The organism is Bacteroides sp. AM23-12 (genome assembly GCF_003434395.1).
Classification (GTDB): domain Bacteria; phylum Bacteroidota; class Bacteroidia; order Bacteroidales; family Bacteroidaceae; genus Bacteroides; species Bacteroides thetaiotaomicron.
Map to the genome: position 1 here is coordinate 39,128 of NZ_QTLF01000012.1, position 21,195 is coordinate 60,322.

Sequence of the window (21,195 nt, forward strand, 5' to 3'; positions counted from 1 at the left end):
TTAAGAAAATAAAAAGTCCCTGTAAATTAATGCTTTACAGGGACTTTTTGTGTTTATTTCATAGTCGTTTTTATTTCTCTGCCTTATTGTCAGAAAGATGTCGGCAGGATAAATTTATATGATAATGGTTTGTGCGTTTATCTGCTCTTCGGGTCTTCAGCTCTCCCTTCTCCTTAAAAAAAAGGAGAGGGGGGAGGAGAGCTTACAGACTTTTGCAATAACTTCTTCTGATTCGGATGGTTATTCCGGATTTATATTAATAGGTCTTTATTTGGCTTGTTTACTCTATGACAATCACCGGTAAGCGTATTGCTTCCCGTACTTCGGTCCAACTACCTGTTTTGAGTCTATACTTATAGCATACACAGAAGGTCGTAGTTGTCGGGTCGAGCCGGTTGTTGTAGAGTGCATAGGCGTTATCACCCGGATGGGCTACTTTGACATCCACTGTTTCCACTTCCATTTCTTCAGGATCATAAGGTTCTACAGTCAGGGAGTTATCATCAGCTACTTCGATAACAATCGTATTTTTCTTGATGAAGTCCGGCTGATTCTCCGGTTCTGCCGGTAATCTCTTAGTACCGATATTGATTCTTACCCGATTTTTGGTCAGAGGTACCATTGTTTTGGTGATGACAAAGTATCCGCTGCCTTCATACCCTGATGCATTATAGCTTGCAGGTTCTGCGGAACTGGTATATTTGTTTTTCTTTTGTATCTGTAATAATGCATTTCCTTTCTTTTTTACTATAGGATAAGGAGTTGCGTCGGCTATTGCTATGGGAATAAAGTAGATTTTATCCGGGTCCAGACTTTCAATGACTGAAATGTCTATTTTGATAGGTACCAACGTGTATGGTTCTCCTGTCGGATAAGTAACTGTGCTGCTTTCTATCGCATAGTCTTTCGGGTCCATCTTGAGGGCATATCGGCTATAATCTTCGATAAAGTTCGTATAGTTATATTCATCCAGAAGAACTGTGTCTTCTGTGAGCGATATTGTAACCGGTTCCTCTGTCGGATTGGTTCCGCTACACGCAATCGACAGATTGCGTATATTACCGTCTTTGCCATCCAGGTCGTAAACCAAATTGTGTATATTGTTATTGTCGCTGACAATGTATACCATTTTCTCGTATCGTTCATCTTCAAAGAACTTCTTTCTGTCACTGCATCCGGCAAGAAATAGTAATGCGAGTAACAGCGACAGGATGCTTATTTTATATGTTTTCATTCTTATTCTTTTAATTTATATTCAATGCTAACGAATTGTCTCATAGGGTGATTTGTTTAATCTCCCCAGCCGGGATTCTGATCCAGACCATCCACTTTTCTTATTTCATATTTGCCAATAGGTAGGAATACCATTTTACGATCTACTACTCTGTGTCTTATCCAGGGATGGTCTACTACTACCGGATAGAAGTATCCACTCATCTCATCTTTGCTGAGGTCCATCCCCTGTATCGCTTCTTTTTCGGACTCTTCGTAGATGCCCCATCGGCGCACGTCATAGTATCTTTGATTCTCATACAAGAATTCAATAGCTCTTTCTCTTTGAAGGATTTTGTTAAAGCCATCCACGCTGGCCAACTCATCATCTTTCACTCCGGGGAGTCCTACACGGTATCTGATTGGGTTGAACGCCTGCTTGATTTTGTATATGTCACGGCTTTCCTCGTAGACTTTAGTCTCTCCGTTCGATCCCTTCAGTTCGATGGAATAACTGCCCTGAAGATTATTGAGTGCTTCACTATAAGCCAGCAGGATTTCAGCATAACGGATGATAGGGAAAAATTTTTCCATTAATATTCCTCCGGGCGAAGAGAATGCATCGTCGTCATGCACGTATTTGGTGATAACATAACCGGTGGCGGGGTAGTCGTTCACATTACCACTGGAGGAGTGCTTCCCATCCGTTACAGAAGAGTTGTCATATTTAATCATCTGCTCCTTTTTAGCATCGCTTCCGCTGTATGAGCGGGCTTTCCAGAAACGGCCGGAGAAACCGATGTTGGCATAGAATCTCATTTCCCGATTACGGTACATGTTGAAGACTCCTGACTTCAATACATATTCGGAGAAGGTCTCATCCTCGGTGCTGAAATTTGTATTATCATATGTTCCGTCTTCTTTGTATGGCTTTGCATCTTCGGGATAGTTGTCTGTTCCGTCATTCATATAGAACATGTTGACCATCTTTTGTGTTACGCCCATCCCATTGTATCCGTCCATCGAATGTGGAAAAGATTCTCTAATGCATAGATTACCGGTCGTTCTTCCCCATATGAACTCCTTGTTTTTTCTGCCATCTGTTTCGCCATTGAACATATAGCTGTAAGATTTAAGCGGGTCAATACCGCCTACTCCGTTGGGAAACGCCTGATTCTCGTTGGTTGGAGGTACAAAAGAGTCTTTATCTGCAGGGACAGTATGCAGTTCATAACGCCCCATGTCCATGACTCTTTCGCAAGCTGCTGCGGCTACCGCCCATTTACGATCGTCGTATTGCTGGGAAATGTAGAACACTCCGTCACTGCTCCGTTTCCAGTTCCCGAAGTATGTTTGTCCGCGGCCATTGTATAATGGGCTAGCCTGTATCAATCTTAACCGTGCAATCAGTGCGTAAGCCGCTCCCTTGGTGGGACGGCCGAAGCTGCTGTTCGGTTGAGTCTCTGGCAGATATTGTGCCGCCAACTCAAATTGTTCGCAAGCATAGTCTACTGATTCGTCATACGTCGCACGTACGTTTGCATAGGCTTCCGGCTGCTCGTTGGAGGGATATACCTGATCTCCTACAAGGATGACAGGACCGAAATCCATGATGAGATGGTAGTATGCGTAGGCTCTCATAAAATAGGTGTATGCCCAGATGTCCGGTTTTTCCAGATTGCTCATATCGGTCACTTCATCCATACGTGAGAGGATAATGTTTGCCTTACGGATGATTTTGTACATCGTGTCCCATTGATAAATAGATTTTTTCTTTTTAGCATCTTTATTGGTGATGTTTTCTTCGTTAATGGCTCCCGTGACGTATGCCATACCAGTATAGGTTTCTGCATTAAAAGTTTCAAAAGCCTCATCGGTAGCTAACGGTCCTGCTGTCGCCGGACTATTGAGAAAGTCTCCTTCATCGGGAAACATGGATGCTACGTTCCACATATATCTTTCCAAGTATTCTTTACGGGAGAAGATGGAGTCATATTTCATTGTATCGTCAAACCACTTGTCTACATCCAGATAATTACAGGAAGAGATAGAAAAGACGGACAACAATAGAATTGAATGCAATATTAGTTTTCTCATATAATTCATTTTTTGATAGTTAGAATTTGATGTATGCCTGCAAAGTCACGCTGGCAGGAATTGGATAACGCCGTCCGTTGTATAATGCTTGTTCCGGATCGCAGATATCAATCTTATCCCATACGCAAAGATTGTTGCCTACGAGTGAAAGGTCGATAGAATTGATTCCCAAATTCTTTATAGTCTTGGGTACATTTACACTATAATTGATGTTTACTTCTGATAGCCGCAGGTATTTTGCATTGTTTTTCCAAAAACTGGATGTCTGGGAATTGTTTTCCAAATTTCCGTATGACATGCGAGGGAATCGGGCATTAGGATTTTCTGACAAAGATGGATCTAGCCCCATCTTCTCAGCATATTCACGGGAAATCCAACGATTGGCAGGGTTTTTGACTATGCTCAGTACATTACCAGTCTGTTTGCCATAGAATGGAATGTAGCCTTCGTCATATAGAGCGCCGTTTGAAGCTGGTACCCCCACATGATAAACATCGGTATTTCCGGTTCCCTTGAATAGTACGGCAGCCGACAGTCTCTTATATCTGAATTCAACTCCGAATCCATACATGAAGCGTGGAGTACTGCTGAATGACAAAGGTACTTTGTCATCCCCGTTTACAACACCGTCTCCATTGACATCCTTGTATTTAATATCTCCGGGCAGATAGCTACCGAAAGTCTGTTTAGGACTATTAGCGATATCCTCGTCATCTTTGAACAATCCTAATGCGATCAGTCCTTTTTGGTATCCATAAGGACGTCCGGTGGCAGAATTATATTCATATTTGGTATCTGCCTCTTCAAAATAATTCACCCTGTTATTACTAAGGGTAAAATTTCCTCGGAATGTTACCGACATATCTTTGCCAATATTCTGTATATAGGTCACGTTTCCGTCCGAACCATAACTTTTCATGCTGCCTACATTGCCAAATGGCATGCTGACAAGGCCGATATACTCTGGAACTTGTTGGCGTTGCTGGAAGATGCCATCACGGATGTCTTTGAAGAAATCGATCACGAAACTCAGTTTGCTGTTGAATAATTCGCCTTCGATACCTACATCTATCTTTTTCGCTTTTTCCCATTTCAGATTGTCGGCTCCCATTTGATTTTCAGTGATTCCGGCTTCATTGTATCCCCAGCCTTTTTCGGCAGACTCATTGATAATCGTCAGATAGGGGAAACGTTTGTCTGAAATACGGTCGTTACCTACGATACCATACGAAGCTCTGATTTTGAGAAAATTCAGCCAAGGAAGCTTTTCTTGCATGAATTCATATTGGGTAGGCACCCAACCACCGGATATGGCCGGAAAGAAGCCAAAGCGTTTACCTTTCTCAAAGTTTTCTGAACCGGTATATCCTATGTTGAAATCGAGCAGATATGTATCTCTGAACCCATAACTGACTTTTCCAGACAAACCCTGATATCTTAAAGGAATAGCAGCCATACCGTCCTTATTTAAATCTTTTGTGTTTTTGCTATCACTCATTTCATAATGTATAAGAGCGGAAATACGGTGTTCATCGTTCAGCATAGCTTTCCAGGTTAGATTTGCCTGAAGAAAGTATTTCCGGTACTGGCTGTCTCTGTTTTTAGTATATTTTGTTCCTTCTTTCTTTATAGTGTGTATAAGTTCCAGATTTCCGTTCTCATCCCTGCGTTCCGCCCAATACATGTCGGGCTTGACAGAACGTGTCTCTTCAAAATAAGAGCTGTTGCTGTAGGCCCCCTGAATGTTAAGAGCCAGATTTCTCAGTAGAAAACTGAAATCTTGCTGTAAGCGTATTGTATAGGTACCAGAGTAAGTATTGATGTTTTTCAAACCTGTATAATTCAACATGGCATAGGGTGAGTACACATCTTTTGCGCCCGATTTGTAGGTGGGCAGTTCTCCTGTAGAATAACGGACAGGAATAGTGAGCGGAGTCAGTTTGGCTTGGGCATCCCATAATTGGTCGGTTGATGCTCCTTGCCCGGGTAGTGCTTGTGAGGATAGGTAGATATCCGAACCGAAATAAAGTTCGGTTGTCTTGGTCAGGTTGAAGTCTACGTTCAGACGCATTCCGTAAGTGTTGTAGTGCACATCCTTGATGTACTTGCTGTTTTCGTCTTGCTTGTAGATTGCCGATTCATTTGACATATTCATACTGACAAAATAACGGGCGATACTACCACCTCCTCTGGCACTAGCGTAATATGTTTGCTGAAGCGAGGTTCTTTTCAGAATTTCATCCTGCCAGTTTACATCCGGATAAAAGTCGGGATCCAGATGATACTGAATGGCTTTCAGTTCAATGTCATCATAAATAGGCTGTGCTCCACGCATGGCACTTGCTTCATTGGCTAACACAGCGTAGTCGTATGCACGTAAATATTCGGGAAGCTTAGTGAGATAGGAGATTTTGACATTAGCACGAACGTTTACTTCCATCTTGTCGGATGTCCCATGCTTGGTAGTCACCAGTACGACTCCATTCGCACCGCGTACACCGTATACGGCAGTTGCGGAAGCGTCCTTCAATACGGAGAAACTTTCGATATCGGCGGGGTCGATGCTGTTCAAGTCACCTTCGAGCCCGTCGATAAGTACAAGTGCACTCGAGCTTGCTCCAAACGTACCAATACCACGAATCCAGAATTCAGACATGTTAGAGCCCGGTTCACCGCTGGACTGTACGGAGATAATACCGGGTACACGACCACCGAGCATATTAGTTAGGGAAGTGGCTGGTGTCTGTATCTGTGATATATCCACATTGGTGACAGCTCCGGTCAGGTTGACCTTCTTTTCTTTTGTTCCCATACCGGTGATGACAACTTCATCCATTTGTTGTGAATCGCTTTTCAGCATAATCCGCAGATTCTTTTCATCTTTCAAAACGATATGTTCCATCTTTTTGTAACCGATAAAAGAGAATATAATCATATCTCCTTTTTGGGCAGATAACTTGAAGGCTCCGTTAATATCGGTGCTGGTACCTACTCCTGCGCGGTCCTTTAGGTATACGCTGACTCCGGGCAGCGACTCATTGCTTTCGTCGAATACATGTCCCGAAATTGTTAATTGTTTCTCCTGCCCCATCATTATTGATGCGTTGCAGAAGAACAGTAATGATAGTAATATGTATTTTTTCATTAGTGTCTTCTTTACATATGATTATTGGGGTTAACGCAGACTCAACTTGCGGACACATCCGGACCCGCAGTCTGAAATATACAAATCTCCTTCGGCAGTCAATCCTACTCCCTTGGGCCAGTTGAAGGTGGCTTCCAGTGGAGTGCCACTTTGGTTACCTTTAACATTTTGTCTGCCTACAACGGTTGTTACCATACCTGTATTCATATCAATTTTGCGTATGGTCTGGGTTCCGGCATCTGCAATGTACATGTTTTTTTGTCCAGATTCGTCTACTATAATGGTCATTTGGTTGTTCCAGTTAAACAAACAGTCTGTCCGATATCCATTAATTACTTGAGTAGTACTCGTATTATCAGCTCTTACATTAAGATGTCCGGCATATATTATTTCTTCAGATTCAGGTTTCGATACATCCTGCATGGTTATAACAGAAGATGCTCCGTAAGAAGTATATAGATGAGTTGGTTCAGTCGGGTCGAACATCATGCTGACAATATAGCTGTTTTCTGTTTCTGGAGTTGTCGAGTTATATACATCGTTTTTGATGTATTCACATACCATATCTTCCAGTTTAAATCGGAATAATTGTTTGGTTGCCGTACGGCCGTAAAAGTAGCCATCTGTAGTACAATAAGCTATACAAGCTGTAGAGTTGTAGTCAATTTGTTTGGCAGGAGGGTCTTGTGGTTTCAAGTAACGTCGCTTAACTTTCCAGTCGTTGGAAGGATCAATCTCATAAATGACGTTTTTTTGTGTACCTACGGCGTACAGTTTCTCGGTTACATTGTGATACATTACATCATTAACCATTTCTGATATGATTTTCTTTGATTGGTTTTTTTTCTCACTGATTAACGCAAGACCTCCATTATTTCCAAATGAAGAATAACATGAATAATAATTCCCTTCCGGATCGCAGCATCCTACTTTTAATCGCCAAGCTTCAAAGGTTGTACTGGCAAGATCTCCGCCAATATTATATCCACTACCTGTTTTACCACATACATTTTCTACTGTAAAACGGGAGATGTAGCGGAATTTGTTGTCGAAAGTAAGAGAATCATTTCCTTTTACTACAGAGATGATACAGGTGTCTCCCGGTAATTTAGGTGCATAAACCATCAGAATATTTCCGGATGCTTGTGAAATGTATCCTTTCTTTTTATTAAAGTAGACTGACAATTTAGAAGCATCTGTTCCTAGATTTTCACCTTCTATTATAATTTTGGAGGAAAGATATCCTGAATCCGGATAAAAAGTGGTTAGTTTTAGAGGTCCATTATAATTTCCGCCTGATTTATCGTCATCCGAACAGGCAAACTGCATTATTAGGGATAATCCCATAACTATTGGCAGTAACGTTTGTGTGATTTTCTTTTTCATAAATAGTATTTAAATGTTAATACTCCTCGGCAAGGGGAGAGATTTAAGTTGCTAAATGTATACTTGGAGTAAACAGAGAACTCTCGCTTGGCGAGATCTCCGAGTGGAGTCCTAGGATGTGTTTTCCATGAAATTGATATTAGTTAAACTATTAAGGTTATTTCAAACTATTGTCTGTATAGGCAATCTTTCATTGTGTTTTCCTTGATATAGGATTTCGCTTCGTTGTATACATGATTAATTTTAATCATGTATTTTCTGTAATGTTGTGTGTACATTAAATAGTTTAATATTTATTTCTCCATAGGCATTATTGTTATTTTATTTATACTAAAAGGCTAACATATTATATCTTTTTTTTCTGCAATGCCGAACTGTGCTGTTTTGTTTCTATAAAAAATACAAATTAGATTATAGTTCTTGTGGAACTTGATATAATTATATGGAGAATAGCTAAATAGTAGTCTATGAGTTGCTTATGAATAAGAATGACTTTTATTATATTTTGAGTACTAATATAGAGACTCAAATTGTATTATTTTGATGAGTATTCGTTGGAAAAAACATTTTATTAGGAGGAAAATAAAGAAAAAATGGGGTTATTATATCATTCTTTAAAAAATAGTTTTATATTTGCACAGACATAAATATGATATTGGTGAATACAAACAGTATTGGATTTATTAAAAGACAGAGTTAACCAAGTTCCACAAGAACTTATTTGAAATCTTCAAGTAATAGCATCGAAAGTTTATCCTTTTCTTTATTCCGTCATGAATTAAAGCATCTATAAAACGTGAAGTAGTGAATCATTATCAGATTCCTACAAGGGACTTTTATTCTCACCGCAATGAGAAGTTTTTCTCATTGCAATGAGAAAATATTCTCAAAGGCATGAGTATTTTTTCTCATTATGGTGAGAATTTTTTCTCAAAGGCATGAGAACATGTTGAGAATATAATGATCTGTATCTATTTGTATATTAACTTAATAATAGTAGTATGCTTTCCGTTTTATACTACTGTTTAAATGGTTGCAAAAAACGCTTTATCCCTAAATTATATATATTCACTTGTTTGTATGGAAAGGTATGCTTGTCTCTTTAAGAATAGAAAGTGTGTATAGTACAACTTTATTTTTCTATTCATATAGAGACTGTTCATAAATGACCAGTTGAAACTGAAATCTTAGGGTTTTATGTGTGAGTTTGGGTAAACATAATCATTGTTTTCATCGTTATAGCCTATAAATATAATGGATTTATAATATGAAAGGGTTATTGTTAATTGGGATTTTTATGTTTTATTCTATTTCCAGTGTTTGGGGACAGGATGTAATAAAACAATATGCAGGAACAGCAATGCTATATCCTGTTCAGGAAGATTCATTCCATCTTTCTACTAGTGATATGGTGCCATTTTATATCAACCATTTGGGAAGACATGGAGCCCGGTTCCCAACTTCAGGGAAGGCACTGGATAAGGCTAAAGAAGCACTTATACTGGGGCAACAGGAAAACAGACTAACAACTGATGGGAAAATATTACTCTCTACATTACAGCATTTATCTGATAGTTTTGAGGGACAGTGGGGAAAACTGTCAGTGTTGGGAGAGTTGGAACAAAAGGGAATTGCCGGACGTATGATGAGACATTATCCTCAATTATTCAGTAATTCGGTTAAAGTCGAGGCTATAGCAACCTATGTTCCTCGGTGTATAAATAGTATGGATGCATTTCTTACTCGTTTGATGCAGGATAATCCTTCTTTACGTATACAACGAAATGAGGGGAGGCAATACGATGATATTCTCCGCTTTTTTGATTTAAACAAATCTTATGTAAATTATAAGAATAATGGTGATTGGCTTTCTATATATGAAGCATTTGTACGGAATAAAATATCTTCTGCTTCTATCATGAAGAAATTTTTTATTGAACCGGAACGAGAGACCGATGAAGAAGCGGAAGAGGTTGTTATGGCTTTGTTTTCCATAGCTGCCATACTTCCTGATACAGGTCTATTGACGAATTTAGACGACCTTTTCACAATGGAAGAATGGCGTAGCTATTGGCAAACTCAGAATTTGAGACAATATATGAGTAAAAGCTCCGCACCTGTCGGAAGGATGTTGCCTGTTGCCATTTCATGGCCTTTGTTATCAGATTTCATTTATACTACTGATGAAGTAATAAAAGGCAAGTCTGATAATGCTGCGAACTTTCGTTTTGCTCATGCGGAAACGGTGATCCCTTTTGTGGCATTGATGGGCATAGAGAATACGGATGTTCAAATTTCCAATCCTGATTCAGTTTCCCGATATTGGAAAGATTATGAGATATCTCCAATGGCTGCTAATGTACAATGGATTTTCTACCATGATAAAGCCCGTGGGGTATGGGTTAAGATTCTTTTGAATGAAAAAGAAGCGAAACTCCCCATTGCAACTTCTCGTTTTCCCTATTATCCCTGGGAAACCGTTTGCGCATATTTTAAAGAACGAATAGAAATGGCAAAAAGGATACTTGTCAAAAACTAATTTGAATCTATTTCTTGTCAGCTATTTCAAAGGGAACGCGTACCGAAACCCCTTTCTTCATCAGATTAGTTAGGTTGGGGTAGAGACGTTGTTTGAATGATTCCCAATTACGGAATTTCATTTGTGTCCATCCGGCTTCTGCCAATGCGAAAGCGCGGGGATATGCCATATAAGTTGCCCGGTTAATGTCTCGTATCGCTTCTCCCCATAAAGTTCCCATAACTCCGGTGATATGAGCCTGATCTTCGGCAGGCACGCCATATCCCGGGTCGAATTGATACGACTTTTCCAAAGTAGTAACGGGCATACCCCAATTGTTGAACTCGGGAAAATCTCCTTTCAGTTGCGGATAATCCAGATAAGCGTACTCACCTGGTGCCATGATAAGCGGATTACCGTGTTTTCGGGTAAGTTCAAGACAGGTAGGTGTCAATCCTCCACGCCAGCTTACTAAAGTTACGTTCTTGGGATAAGGAAAGAGATAGTCGTTGGCAGGCGGATAAATATTGTCCAGTTCGCACCAAAGTATAGGAGTCTTATTGTTCTCTTGGACGAAAGAAAGCATACGGCTGAAAAAAGGAATCATGAGCTGTGAAGCTTTCTGATAACCTAGCTTTTTCATCATGGCCTGACAACGGCTACATTGGGTCCAGTTCTTTTCTATCACAGCTTCGTCGCCTCCTAAATGTATGTAATCGGATGGGAACAAGGAAGATATTTCTTTGATGATATCCTGATATACGGAATACACTTTCTCATTGTTCGCGCAAAGCATTAGATCTGTAGTTTTGCCTACTATCTTAGGTAGCGTATCGGTGTGTGTACATCCCAATTCGGGATAGGCGGCTAGTATAGCTACTGTATGTCCGGGGATATCCAGTTCGGGAATGACTTCGATATTCCGTTGGGCGGCATATTGAATGATTTCGGCAAGCTGCTCTTGCGTATAATAATCTTTGCCGACTAATTTAGGATGTTTTTTTATTTCGACTCTCCATCCCTGGTCGTCTGTCAAGTGCAACTGGAGTATGTTGTATTTGTAACGTGCCATCTGGTCAATGAAGAACTTCACATCATTTACCGGAAGGAAATGACGGGCAGGGTCGAGCATCAATGCCCGATGAGGGAAGCGGGGTGCATCATCAATGCGGATTGGAGAAATCTCCTTGTGTGCAGTGGCGCACGCGTCACCTAATAGAAGCTGATCCATCGTCATGACTCCATAATAGACCGCTCCTGCGGTAGCTCCGCTGATAGTGATCCCTTTGGAGGTTATTTTGATACGATAATGCTCTTTTCCTTCCATTGCAGGATCAACCAGCAAACGGATGTCCGCACGGCCGGATTCGGATGCAAGTGGAACCTTTGCCTGCATCCTGTCTTGTAATATCGTTTGCAGCGTCTTTGCTGTAAACTGCAATTCCGGCTGATTCAAATAGATAGCCGTCTTTCCGGAACGGACGGTAAAAGGTTTCCCTTTTACCGGTGTGATCTGATTGGGCATGGGCAACAAAGCCGAAGTATTATTCTGGGCAACCAGATATCCGGCTAAGAAAAGCAAACAAAGGCAAGTATAAATTTTCATGGTCGATATTGGGGGTAAATGTGTTCATCTGAATGAAATAGATTCAGTGCTATTGTCTGATTTGGGTTAATCCATTCTCTTTGTCATATTTAAGTTGATAGCTACGTCCTTTTGCAGTCTTGAAAGAGATTGTTTTACCGGCATATTTTACGGTACAATTTTCTCCCGCCTTGGATAGAAGGGTGGCTTCTTGCAAGAGCCCGTCTTTCCATATCATATCTATCTCGAAATTTCCTTTGGCGCATACACCTTGAATCGAACCGTCTTTCCAGGCATCCGGCAATGCAGGCAGCAGTTGGATGAATCCCATGTGGCTCTGCAACAGCATTTCTGTGATACCTGCTGTGCCACCGAAGTTTCCATCTATTTGAAAAGGCGGGTGTGTATCCCAAAGGTTATCTACTGTTCCGTTTTTCAACAGATTACCAAAGAGGGTATAGGCGTGATTTCCATCCTGCAGGCGTGCCCATTGGTTCAACTTCCATCCCATACTCCAGCCGGTAGCACCGTCGCCACGATGCACCAATACAACTTTGGCAGCTTCTGCCAGTTCGGGAGTAGTGATAGGAGAAACAGTGTGTCCGGGATGCAGACCGAAGAGATGATTTACATGGCGATGTTCGTCTTTCGGATCGTCGATATCGGTTGACCATTCCAGTAACTGACCATAACGACCTATTTTATAAGGAACGAGATTGGCAAGCACATGTTCCCATTGTTTGCGTTCTTTTTTGTCTATTCCCAACTCTTTGCTCGCTTGGATGGCATCCAGCAGGATTTCACGGACAACTGCATGCACAAATGTAGCTCCCTGATCGATAGGGCCGTGTTCCGGTGAAGTAGAGGGGGCAGCCGTATACGTTCCGTCCGGTTTATGCCAGAGATAGTCAACAGTAAAGTTGGCACTGCTCTTAATCAGTTCATATCCTGTTTCTTTCAGGAATTTCAGGTCTTTGGTATAGTCATAATATTCCCAGACGTGAGTTGCCAGCCAGGGGCCTGCCATCGGATTAAAGTTCCAGGACATGTCCTGACTTTCTAATGGGGTGGTAAAGCCGAAGATGTTGGCGGAAATAGATGCTGTCCATCCTCTTGCGCCAAAATAAGACTGAGCGGTCTTTTCTCCCGGTTTCACTAAGGTACGGATGAAATCGATTAACGGAAGCATACATTCATCCAGGTTTGTAGAGCAGGCTGGCCAGTAGTTCATTTGGATATTAATGTTATTATGATAATCCACACGCCAAGGACCGTCTATGTTGTTATGCCAGATGCCTTGCAGATTGGCAGGCATATTTCCCGGTCGGGAACTGGCTATCAACAGATAGCGTCCGAACTGGTAATAGAGTTTCTCCAAGTAGTAGTCAGGTTGTCCTTTCCGATAGTTTTTCAGTCGTTGAGCAGTGGGCAGATTGGATGTTTTCACTGTAGGATTCAACTCCAGTTTCACCCGGTTGAACAAAGAAGCGTAGTCTTTGTAGTGTTCGTCCAGTAAGTTGGCATATCCTTTGGCTACGGCATCCTTCATCCATTGCTGGGTTGTTTCAAGCGGATTAACACCGACATATGTTTTAGGATCGGTAAAGTCCGGTGCGAAATTCATTTTATAATCGGTATCTGCAGTCACATAGAATACGACTTCATCAGCTTCTTTCACTGTAATCCGTCCATCTGTGTTGTTTAAGGTACCGCCTTTTACTGTTGCCTGAATACGGACTGCATATTTCATTCCATTATTATCCAGAGAAGCCGTATAAACAAGACCATTATTACCGTCGGCAGAGAACTGTCCTGTAGATACCGGATTGGGGGCATATCTGAAAGTGAGATTCTGTTTGCCCGGTTGGTCGGCACTGAAACGCATCACCATCACATTGGCAGGGTAAGAAATAAAATAGTTACGCTGATATGCTACGTCATCTTTTTTGAACTGAACCACCGCCATTGCCGAATCCAATGATAAGATACGTTTGTAGTCACTCATACCTATTGTGCTTAATCCTGTTTCTACATAGAATTCTCCCATTGTAGTGAAGTTACCAAACCGGAAAGGCTTTTCTCTGGAAAATTCATAAGGGACTTCACTGTTGAAATTCTCGCGTGTCAGTTTTTCCGCTTTTTTCTGGTCTCCTTCTACGAACGCTTTACGTATTTCGTCCAGGATGTACGCGGACTGTTTGTTCACATTCCAATAGTAATCTGCTCCTTTGGCTGTATTAGGACCGCCACGCCAAAGCGTTTTCTCATTAAAAGTTATGCGTTCCGCCTCTATTGAACCCAAAATATTAGCACCGATACTTCCATTACCTATAGGCAATGACTGTGATTCCCAACTGGCATCCTGTTTGGAACTATGCCAGACTTCTTTTCCTTGTAATGTATTGGGAGAATCAAACCAGATAGAAAGTCCTTTGGTATAATCCGTATCTTCTGCATGTCCCGTAAAAATCGTAAATAAGGCACAAAATAGGAGCGAATGTTTCTTTCTCATTGTCGTAGCGTGTTTATTATTAGATAAAAGTATATTTCATGAATTTAAGTGTGTTACAGCTCTTTGGGGCTGAAAGCACAAAAGTAATAAAAAAACAGCTATATACAAACAATATGTCTTGTAAACAGAAAAAAGACTGTTCGTCTAAAAGGAACAGTCTTTTTTCTAAACCTAGTATTAAGAAGGCTATTGTTCCCGGATTTTATTCTATTCCGCTTTGATCCGGATTTTGTTTCAGATAGTAGTTAATTCTTTCGGTCCAAGGTTTGTTTTCGAGTGGAAAGACATTACATTGTTTCGCCCATTTATTCCATTTAGCCTCTAGTTTTTTCACTAGCTTCGGATATTGGGCGGACAAATCCTTGGTTTCGAACGGATCTGCCGATAAGTCGATTAGCTCCCATGGTTCATTCCGGCTGCCGCGTACCAGTTTCCAATGATTGGAAATAATGGCGCAGGAACTTTGATGCTCAAAGTATAATTCTCTGGGCTTTATCTTTTTTCCATGGATTGGAGGGAGTAAGCTCTTGCCGGGCAAATTCTCTTTGAATTCTGACGGATAAGTAGCTGTGGCAATATCCATGCAGGTAGGCAGTATGTCTATAATGTGGGCAGGTTGCCTGCAAATCTGACCTTTCATCTTGTTTTTTTCGGCATCGCCATAAGATAAGATAAAAGGGGTACTTGTGCCTCCCTGAAAACATTGTGACTTATAGCTTCTATAAGGAGTATTGCTCAAATCAGCCATAAGCTGGCCCAGGTATCCGCCTTCTTTGGTTGCACCGTTATCGCTTAAGAAGATAAATACGGTATTGTCCAGCATCCCTTTCTCCTTGATGGTTTCCACCAGTTCACCGATTCCGCTATCCACAATTTCGATCATGGCGGCATAGGTTGCCATATCGGTAATCCATTGCTCCTGTTGCTTTGGTGTGAGTGTTTCCCAAGAGGGACGTTTTCCGTCAAATTCTTTTTGGTAGACAGGATAATCCATTTCGTCCAAAATGAACTTCAGCTCCTTTAACCTGTCGAAACGTTGTTTACGCAACATGTCATATCCCACTTTATATCGGTCTCTGCATTTCTCTACACGATCGGCAGGAGCTTGGAGGGGTAAGTGAGGGGCATAATGAGCTACGTACATAAACATCGGTTTGTCTGTAGGGTGTTGCTTGACAAAACTGACGGCGGAATCGGTGATGGCAGTGGTATAGTAATAGTCATCGGGGAATTCTTTGATTCGGGTCAGATTGCTGTATACCGGTGTTGGTTTATAATAACTGCCTCCTCCGCTCAGGCAACCGTAATATTTGTCAAATCCCCGTTGGGCCGGATAGCTGCCATTGGGAGTATCAAAAGCTCCGTCCACTGTGACGTGCCATTTACCGCTCATATATGTGCTGTAGCCATTCGCTTTCATCACCTCGGCAATGGTGGGGATGTTTTTTGTAATTTGTCCTCTGTATCCGGGGCGGTGTTCATCTACTGCCGTCATCCATCCCATGCCGGCTTCGTGCTGATAATGTCCTGTCAGCAAAGCAGCACGGCTAGGGCAGCTTCTTCCTGTATTTTTGAACAGGCTGAAGCGTACCCCGTTTTCTGCCAGACGGTCTATGTTGGGAGTCTGGATTTCACTTCCGTAGCAACCCAGATCGGAGAATCCCATGTCGTCACATAAAATCAATACAATATTGGGAGGAGTACTTACCTGTGCTTCTGTACTGGCGAAACTCGCTCCTAATAAAAATGAAGTATATACTATTCTATTTATCATAACTGTATTTTAATAAGTTTGTGTTTTTTCTGTTTATAGATAGAACTATGCGCATTATTCAAAGTCACTCTGTTGTTTTTCGACTTCTTTCAGTTTCAGGCGGTTCAGTTCCTGTTGTAATTCAAGTACACGTTTCTCACAATCGGATGGAGCGGTATTTATTTTATTTCCGGCATCTTTGCTTGCGGATTGTGCTTGTGTCAGTTCATCTTTGTCTGCTACCAGCGTATGTTCTGATGGAAAAGTAGGAATAATCAGTTCTGCCGGAACCGGCGTATGTTTGCCTTGCCATACCACTGATGCACGGATTTTAATTTCTCCCGGTGTAGTGGTGGACCTTACCAGCACCGGAGCAGTTCCCCAAAGTACCGGACGTGGATTGGTGAATGTTTCTTCATCGGCAACCAGTTGGCCCTGCCCTTCGATTTCGAACTTTACTTCATAATTATTCAAACGCTTGATGTTTCCGTTTTCATCTGCGATGGCTGCAATGACCGTCACGATGTCCGATCCGTCCGCTTTCATCTGTACTTTCTCGTCATCTGCCCAAAGCAATAGTTTTGACGGGCGGCGTGTGGGTGTTACTTTATGTGTCGCAACCACTTTTCCGTCCATTAATCCTTCTGCCAGAAGGTAAGAATCTGCCTGTTTCTTTTGGCGTGACAGCTTTTTATCATACATGACATCAAATACATCCTTGAATGTGATGACGGGTGAGGGCATTCCGCTTTCATTTGCCGGCTTATGATAAGTATATTCTTTGCCTCCCTTGCAATACGTGAGGCGAACTTCGTCACAGTTGCTATATATCGTTACATCTTTCGGAGAGAATGGGGTCATGGCATTGGCTATGTAAATCATCGGTCCATTATCTGCGATCAATTCTTTGTTGGGTTCGGCAGGACGCTGGGAACAGAACATATAATAAGATAGTTTAGGTTGTCGGAAGGCATCCATGATACCTCCGTAAAACGGGTCAGGATGATATCCTCTCTGGTGATCGAACGAGTGCCACAGGCAACCGCCCATATGTTGTCTTGAAGTTCTGTATAGTCCATCATAACTGGTGAGTTGGTAATCGTTTTTGGCATATCCCTGTGCCTGAATCAGCATCGGTACTTCTCCCCAGCCACGATTGACCCGGCTTGGTGAGTTGTGAGAGTTCCAGTCATCCACATTATCTCCCCATTCGCGGGTGAAATAACTGATTTTCGGATCCAGATTTTCGGTATTAAAGGCTCCTCCACCTCCGTTCATCGGATGGGTGAAGTGTATCGGAAAGTATTCGTGTCCACGTGCGGTTACATCACATCCGGCATAGCAATAAGGATACGGATATTCTTCATTGAGAATGTCCACTACATTTTTAGCAAAGTCAGCCGGATACCATGTTTCGTTCAGAATCGGTTCCCACATCCATACACTGGGGTGGTTGCGGTCGCGGCGAACCATATTGCGGATATCACTATATACTCTCTGAGCAAATATCGGCTGATCATTCCAGAATTGCCATCCCGGTGTGTTGACAATAACAAACAGTCCTAATTCATCACAAGCATCCATAAACGCCGGATCTTGCGGATAATGGGCGTTACGGATAACACGCATTCCGGCATCACGCAACTTCTTCGCATCCCGCCAATGAAGGCTGTTGGGTAAGGCGTTGCCAATCACTGCAAAATCTTGATGACGGTTGGCTCCCATCAGAGGATAGGGGTAAGGTTTGCCATTTAGCCAGAATCCGTCTTTTCCTTTAAATTCAATGCTGCGAATGCCGATACGGCGGTAATATCCGTCGATGGTGTTACCGGCTTTGTCTTTTATATAAATGTGTAGTTTGTAAAGATAGGGGCTGTCGGGTGACCATAAATGAGGTGTTTCTACGGTCACTTTGCAAGAAATTTGTTTCGCAAGATCCTTGCTTACCGACAAACCGGTCTCCTTAGAGAGAACACGTTTGTCGTCGCGGTCATAGAGTTCATAGATTATTTTACCACTGAAGGATTTTCCGGAAGTGTTACGTATATGTGCATCCAGTTTCAACTGTGCGGATTGCTCGGAAACTTTGTCGAAAGAGACAAACAATCCGCCTCCGGCTGTCTCGTTCTCATAATTTGGATCGGTAATGAATACTTTGTTGTGAACTATCATCCAGCAATCTCGGTAAATTCCTCCAAAATATGCAAAGTCCAGTGCATCTTGCGGTTTGCCGGGAGGGTAGGAGGGATCGTCACTGTTGTCTGCCCATACGGTGATAACATTGTCTTCTCCATACTTCAGACTGGAAGTGACATCTACGATGACAGGTAGAAAACCACCGAAATGCTCTTTCAGCAACTTTCCATTCACCCATATTTTTGATTTTCCCATAATGGCTTCGAAGTGGAGGAATTGTTGTTTTCCTTTCCAGTTTTCCTCGGGAGTGAAATGCTTGCGATACCAGATTTCACCCTGATAATTGATGCATCCGCTTGCCTCGGTGGGGAGATATTCTATGCCATCGGGTAATGATACGATGTTCCAGTCTTTATCATTGAATCTCGGCTGTTCCGCTCCTTCGATATTGCCTTTATAAAATCGCCAGGCAGGATTCATGTTATACACTGTGCGGCCTGTGTTGGAAAGCTGATAAAAGCCTGCTGTGGAGTAAGATGGCTGGTAAGTGTCGGCGTTAGCTACCAGTGTTCCAGCCAATAACAGACCACTGAGTAAGATTTTCCACCATGTTGAAGTACTTTTCATAATTCTTAGATTTGCTTGATTGATCTATCTTTAATATATTAATGTCAGACTGTTTTGTTTTGCATTAGAACTTCGTCCCGCCAAGGTACAAATTTTCCAATAGTTTGAAGCATAGGACGCTGAGCTTTATTTTTTCTTAAACATTAGCCCGGTGCATCCTACACTTTTTACCATATCCGAAATGACCTATATCTTTATTTAATACCTATCGGGCCTTCATTGGCTTGAATTGGCCATCCTGGATTCTGGTAAATAATAGAAGTACTCAGATCGTTAGGATTTGAGGCCGTAATTCTGAAGTGCGTGATAGCGATAGGATTCAGATAATGCGCTTCACACCATGTGTATCCTGCATCATACATCAGATTATTTGTCTTCACAGAACGGTAAGGACAAAGATACTTACCGCTATTAACATAGCTTGATACATTGGAGGTTTGTCCTTCCGTTCCTTCCTGTATCAGAAGATTTTTTCCGTCCTGCATGTATTTATCCTTTAAATCGGATTCCCACAAGTTAACTCCTTGGATTACAAATTGTTTAACCTGGTCCAGTGCTCTCCAGCGTTTTAAGTCTAACATGCGTAAACCTTCTGCAAGTAGCTCACAACGCCGTTCACGGCGGATGTTATATAGTAGAGGAGAGACTAGTTTACCTGCCGAATATATGGCCCAGTCCAGTTCTTTGGACAGATCGGTATTGTTCACGGTCACTGTATAGTCTCTTGGTAATCCGGCTCTTTCGCGGAGATCTCCCCAATATCCTGCTGCCTCCGAACCAATGGAAGTTCCATTATGTTCCATACAGTCAGCCTCGATGTAATTGAGATAAGCTTCGGCTGCACGGTATACCGGACACCCTTCAATCGCTGTGTTGCCATCCCGATACCAGTTTCCTGATAATCCTTTACGTACCTGATAGCCTGTTACGCATCTCTTTTCCGTTATATCCAGAAGTTGTGGAACCTCCGGCAGCAAATCGGGAGTACCATTCATCACATTCGGGCTGAGAGTCTCACCCGGTGTCATCAGGAATAGTTGTAGACGTAGATCTCTGTTTTTGCGTACATTCAATAATGATTCGTCACCTTTATACTGGTCGGTTGCATAGATCGGCTTACCGTCACGGCAAAGGAAACTTTCTATATATTGCCGGGTAAATCCGGTATTTCCACCTACGCGAATATAGAAAGGAGCTGAGTGCACAATCTTATAGTCAAGCAGATTATACGCACGCCACATTAATATTTCTGAATATCCTTCCAGGCTGTTCGCTGAGAACTGAGCAAAATAGGGGTTGCTCATTTTATATTTGTCTTCGTCTGTTTTAACTGTTTCATCCATGCAGTCTTTTGCTGTATTCTGTACCAAGGCTGCATTGCCTATCACTTCTTTGGCTGCCGCTTTGGCCTCCTTCAGAAAAAATGCGATTTCCGTATCGATATTAAAGTCCGCAATGTCTTCTGCCTTTCCCGGCCATCCCGGACCACCCGGTACTAGAGCAGTGCCTTTGTGATAAGTCAGCCAGGAAGCTTCAAACAGAGCTGCTCTGGATTTCAATAACAGAGCAGCATTTTTGGTAATTCGGTTCTTCCCACCGGATATATTATTGGTTAGCAAACTGATTGCCTGATCCAGATCTTCCAGAATAAAATGTGCTACTTTATAGCGGGGGGCCCGTTTGCTGGCCTGAATCAGAGATTCACTTTCATCCGGCAATGTGTTTTTTATAATCGGGAAGTCACCGAAGGTCTCTAGTTTTGACAAATAATTCTTAGCGCGCAGGAAATACATTTCACCTATATAATGCTTTATGTTTGTTTCCGAACCTTCTATCTCTCCCTTTTCGAAGCGGGGCACTACTGTTTCGAGGAAGTAATTAGCTTCACGAATGGTAGAGAAATACCACGGATCATTACTTGCTGGATTATCATAAGCTTCCGGAACTTTCCATTGACCGGGAATCCATTTCTTATCATAGTCAGTGGCAGCTTGATTATCTGTAGCATTGTCGTTTTTCCAGATTCCGGCATTAAATCCCTCATGCGTCGTGAAGTTGTAATGCTTCACAGCATAGGCAGCCAAGTCATTTTCAGTAAAGAAAAAGTTGTCCGGGGTCACACTGTCTAAAGGTTCCCTGTCCAAAAAATCATTGCAAGAAGCGAGTATAAAGCTTCCCCCTGTCAGCAAAAATAAATATTTAATTATCTTTTTCATACGTCATC

General features: G+C 42.0%; 10 protein-coding genes. 1 reads left to right on the plus strand and 9 read right to left on the minus strand.

The window, feature by feature from the left end; genetic code table 11:
* Window positions 1–280: 280 nt before the first annotated feature.
* The 4 genes from DW640_RS12200 to DW640_RS12215 are packed head-to-tail and all read right to left on the minus strand — an operon-like array spanning window position 281 to window position 7,840.
* On the minus strand, window positions 281–1,234 hold the full coding sequence (locus DW640_RS12200; RefSeq protein ID WP_008766809.1) for a BT_3987 domain-containing protein: 954 nt from the start codon (window positions 1,232–1,234) through the stop codon (window positions 281–283).
* Window positions 1,235–1,290: 56 nt separating this feature from the next.
* Window positions 1,291–3,309, minus strand: coding sequence for a RagB/SusD family nutrient uptake outer membrane protein (locus tag DW640_RS12205; protein WP_080979788.1), 2,019 nt, complete (start codon window positions 3,307–3,309; stop codon window positions 1,291–1,293).
* 19 nt (window positions 3,310–3,328) lie between these two features.
* Entirely contained in the window at window positions 3,329–6,454 is a 3,126-nt protein-coding gene (locus DW640_RS12210) for a TonB-dependent receptor (protein ID WP_048693557.1), read from the minus strand.
* 30 nt (window positions 6,455–6,484) lie between these two features.
* Window positions 6,485–7,840 carry an IPT/TIG domain-containing protein gene (locus DW640_RS12215; RefSeq protein WP_080973887.1) on the minus strand — a complete coding sequence of 452 codons (1,356 nt, stop codon included), beginning with the start codon at window positions 7,838–7,840 and terminating at the stop codon, window positions 6,485–6,487.
* 1,267 nt (window positions 7,841–9,107) lie between these two features.
* On the opposite strand from DW640_RS12215, the gene DW640_RS12220 reads away from it, so the two are divergent.
* The gene (locus tag DW640_RS12220) at window positions 9,108–10,379 is read left to right on the plus strand and encodes a histidine-type phosphatase (RefSeq protein WP_048693563.1); all 1,272 of its coding nucleotides are present in this window, start codon (window positions 9,108–9,110) and stop codon (window positions 10,377–10,379) included.
* Window positions 10,380–10,386: 7 nt separating this feature from the next.
* Here the strand turns inward: DW640_RS12220 and DW640_RS12225 are convergent, their stop codons facing one another.
* The 5 genes from DW640_RS12225 to DW640_RS12250 all read right to left on the minus strand — a co-directional run bounded on the left by DW640_RS12225 (window position 10,387) and on the right by DW640_RS12250 (window position 21,187).
* Window positions 10,387–11,964, minus strand: a complete 1,578-nt coding sequence (locus DW640_RS12225) for a beta-N-acetylhexosaminidase (protein WP_048693566.1) — start codon at window positions 11,962–11,964, stop codon at window positions 10,387–10,389.
* Window positions 11,965–12,013: 49 nt separating this feature from the next.
* Window positions 12,014–14,455: a glycoside hydrolase N-terminal domain-containing protein gene (locus DW640_RS12230; RefSeq protein ID WP_048693570.1), complete on the minus strand. Its 2,442-nt coding sequence runs from the start codon at window positions 14,453–14,455 to the stop codon at window positions 12,014–12,016.
* A gap of 202 nt (window positions 14,456–14,657) precedes the next feature.
* Window positions 14,658–16,229 (minus strand): arylsulfatase, encoded by a 1,572-nt coding sequence (locus DW640_RS12240; RefSeq protein ID WP_048693576.1) that lies wholly within the window; start codon window positions 16,227–16,229, stop codon window positions 14,658–14,660.
* Between the two features lie 54 nt (window positions 16,230–16,283).
* Entirely contained in the window at window positions 16,284–18,971 is a 2,688-nt protein-coding gene (locus tag DW640_RS12245; protein WP_117578260.1) for a glycoside hydrolase family 2 protein, read from the minus strand.
* A 194-nt stretch (window positions 18,972–19,165) separates the two neighbouring features.
* Complete coding sequence (locus tag DW640_RS12250; protein ID WP_117578262.1) at window positions 19,166–21,187, minus strand: RagB/SusD family nutrient uptake outer membrane protein; 2,022 nt, start codon at window positions 21,185–21,187, stop codon at window positions 19,166–19,168.
* Between the last annotated feature and the right edge of the window lie 8 nt (window positions 21,188–21,195).

What these genes read in the sequence shown, in the direction of transcription:
- DW640_RS12200 (WP_008766809.1), bottom strand. Translation starts at nt 1,234, where the DNA reads ATGAAAACATATAAAATAAGCATCCTGTCGCTGTTACTCGCATTACTA.
- DW640_RS12205 (WP_080979788.1), bottom strand. Translation starts at nt 3,309, where the DNA reads ATGAGAAAACTAATATTGCATTCAATTCTATTGTTGTCCGTCTTTTCT.
- DW640_RS12210 (WP_048693557.1), bottom strand. Translation starts at nt 6,454, where the DNA reads ATGAAAAAATACATATTACTATCATTACTGTTCTTCTGCAACGCATCA.
- DW640_RS12215 (WP_080973887.1), bottom strand. Translation starts at nt 7,840, where the DNA reads ATGAAAAAGAAAATCACACAAACGTTACTGCCAATAGTTATGGGATTA.
- DW640_RS12220 (WP_048693563.1), top strand. Translation starts at nt 9,108, where the DNA reads ATGAAAGGGTTATTGTTAATTGGGATTTTTATGTTTTATTCTATTTCC.
- DW640_RS12225 (WP_048693566.1), bottom strand. Translation starts at nt 11,964, where the DNA reads ATGAAAATTTATACTTGCCTTTGTTTGCTTTTCTTAGCCGGATATCTG.
- DW640_RS12230 (WP_048693570.1), bottom strand. Translation starts at nt 14,455, where the DNA reads ATGAGAAAGAAACATTCGCTCCTATTTTGTGCCTTATTTACGATTTTT.
- DW640_RS12240 (WP_048693576.1), bottom strand. Translation starts at nt 16,229, where the DNA reads ATGATAAATAGAATAGTATATACTTCATTTTTATTAGGAGCGAGTTTC.
- DW640_RS12245 (WP_117578260.1), bottom strand. Translation starts at nt 18,971, where the DNA reads ATGAAAAGTACTTCAACATGGTGGAAAATCTTACTCAGTGGTCTGTTA.
- DW640_RS12250 (WP_117578262.1), bottom strand. Translation starts at nt 21,187, where the DNA reads ATGAAAAAGATAATTAAATATTTATTTTTGCTGACAGGGGGAAGCTTT.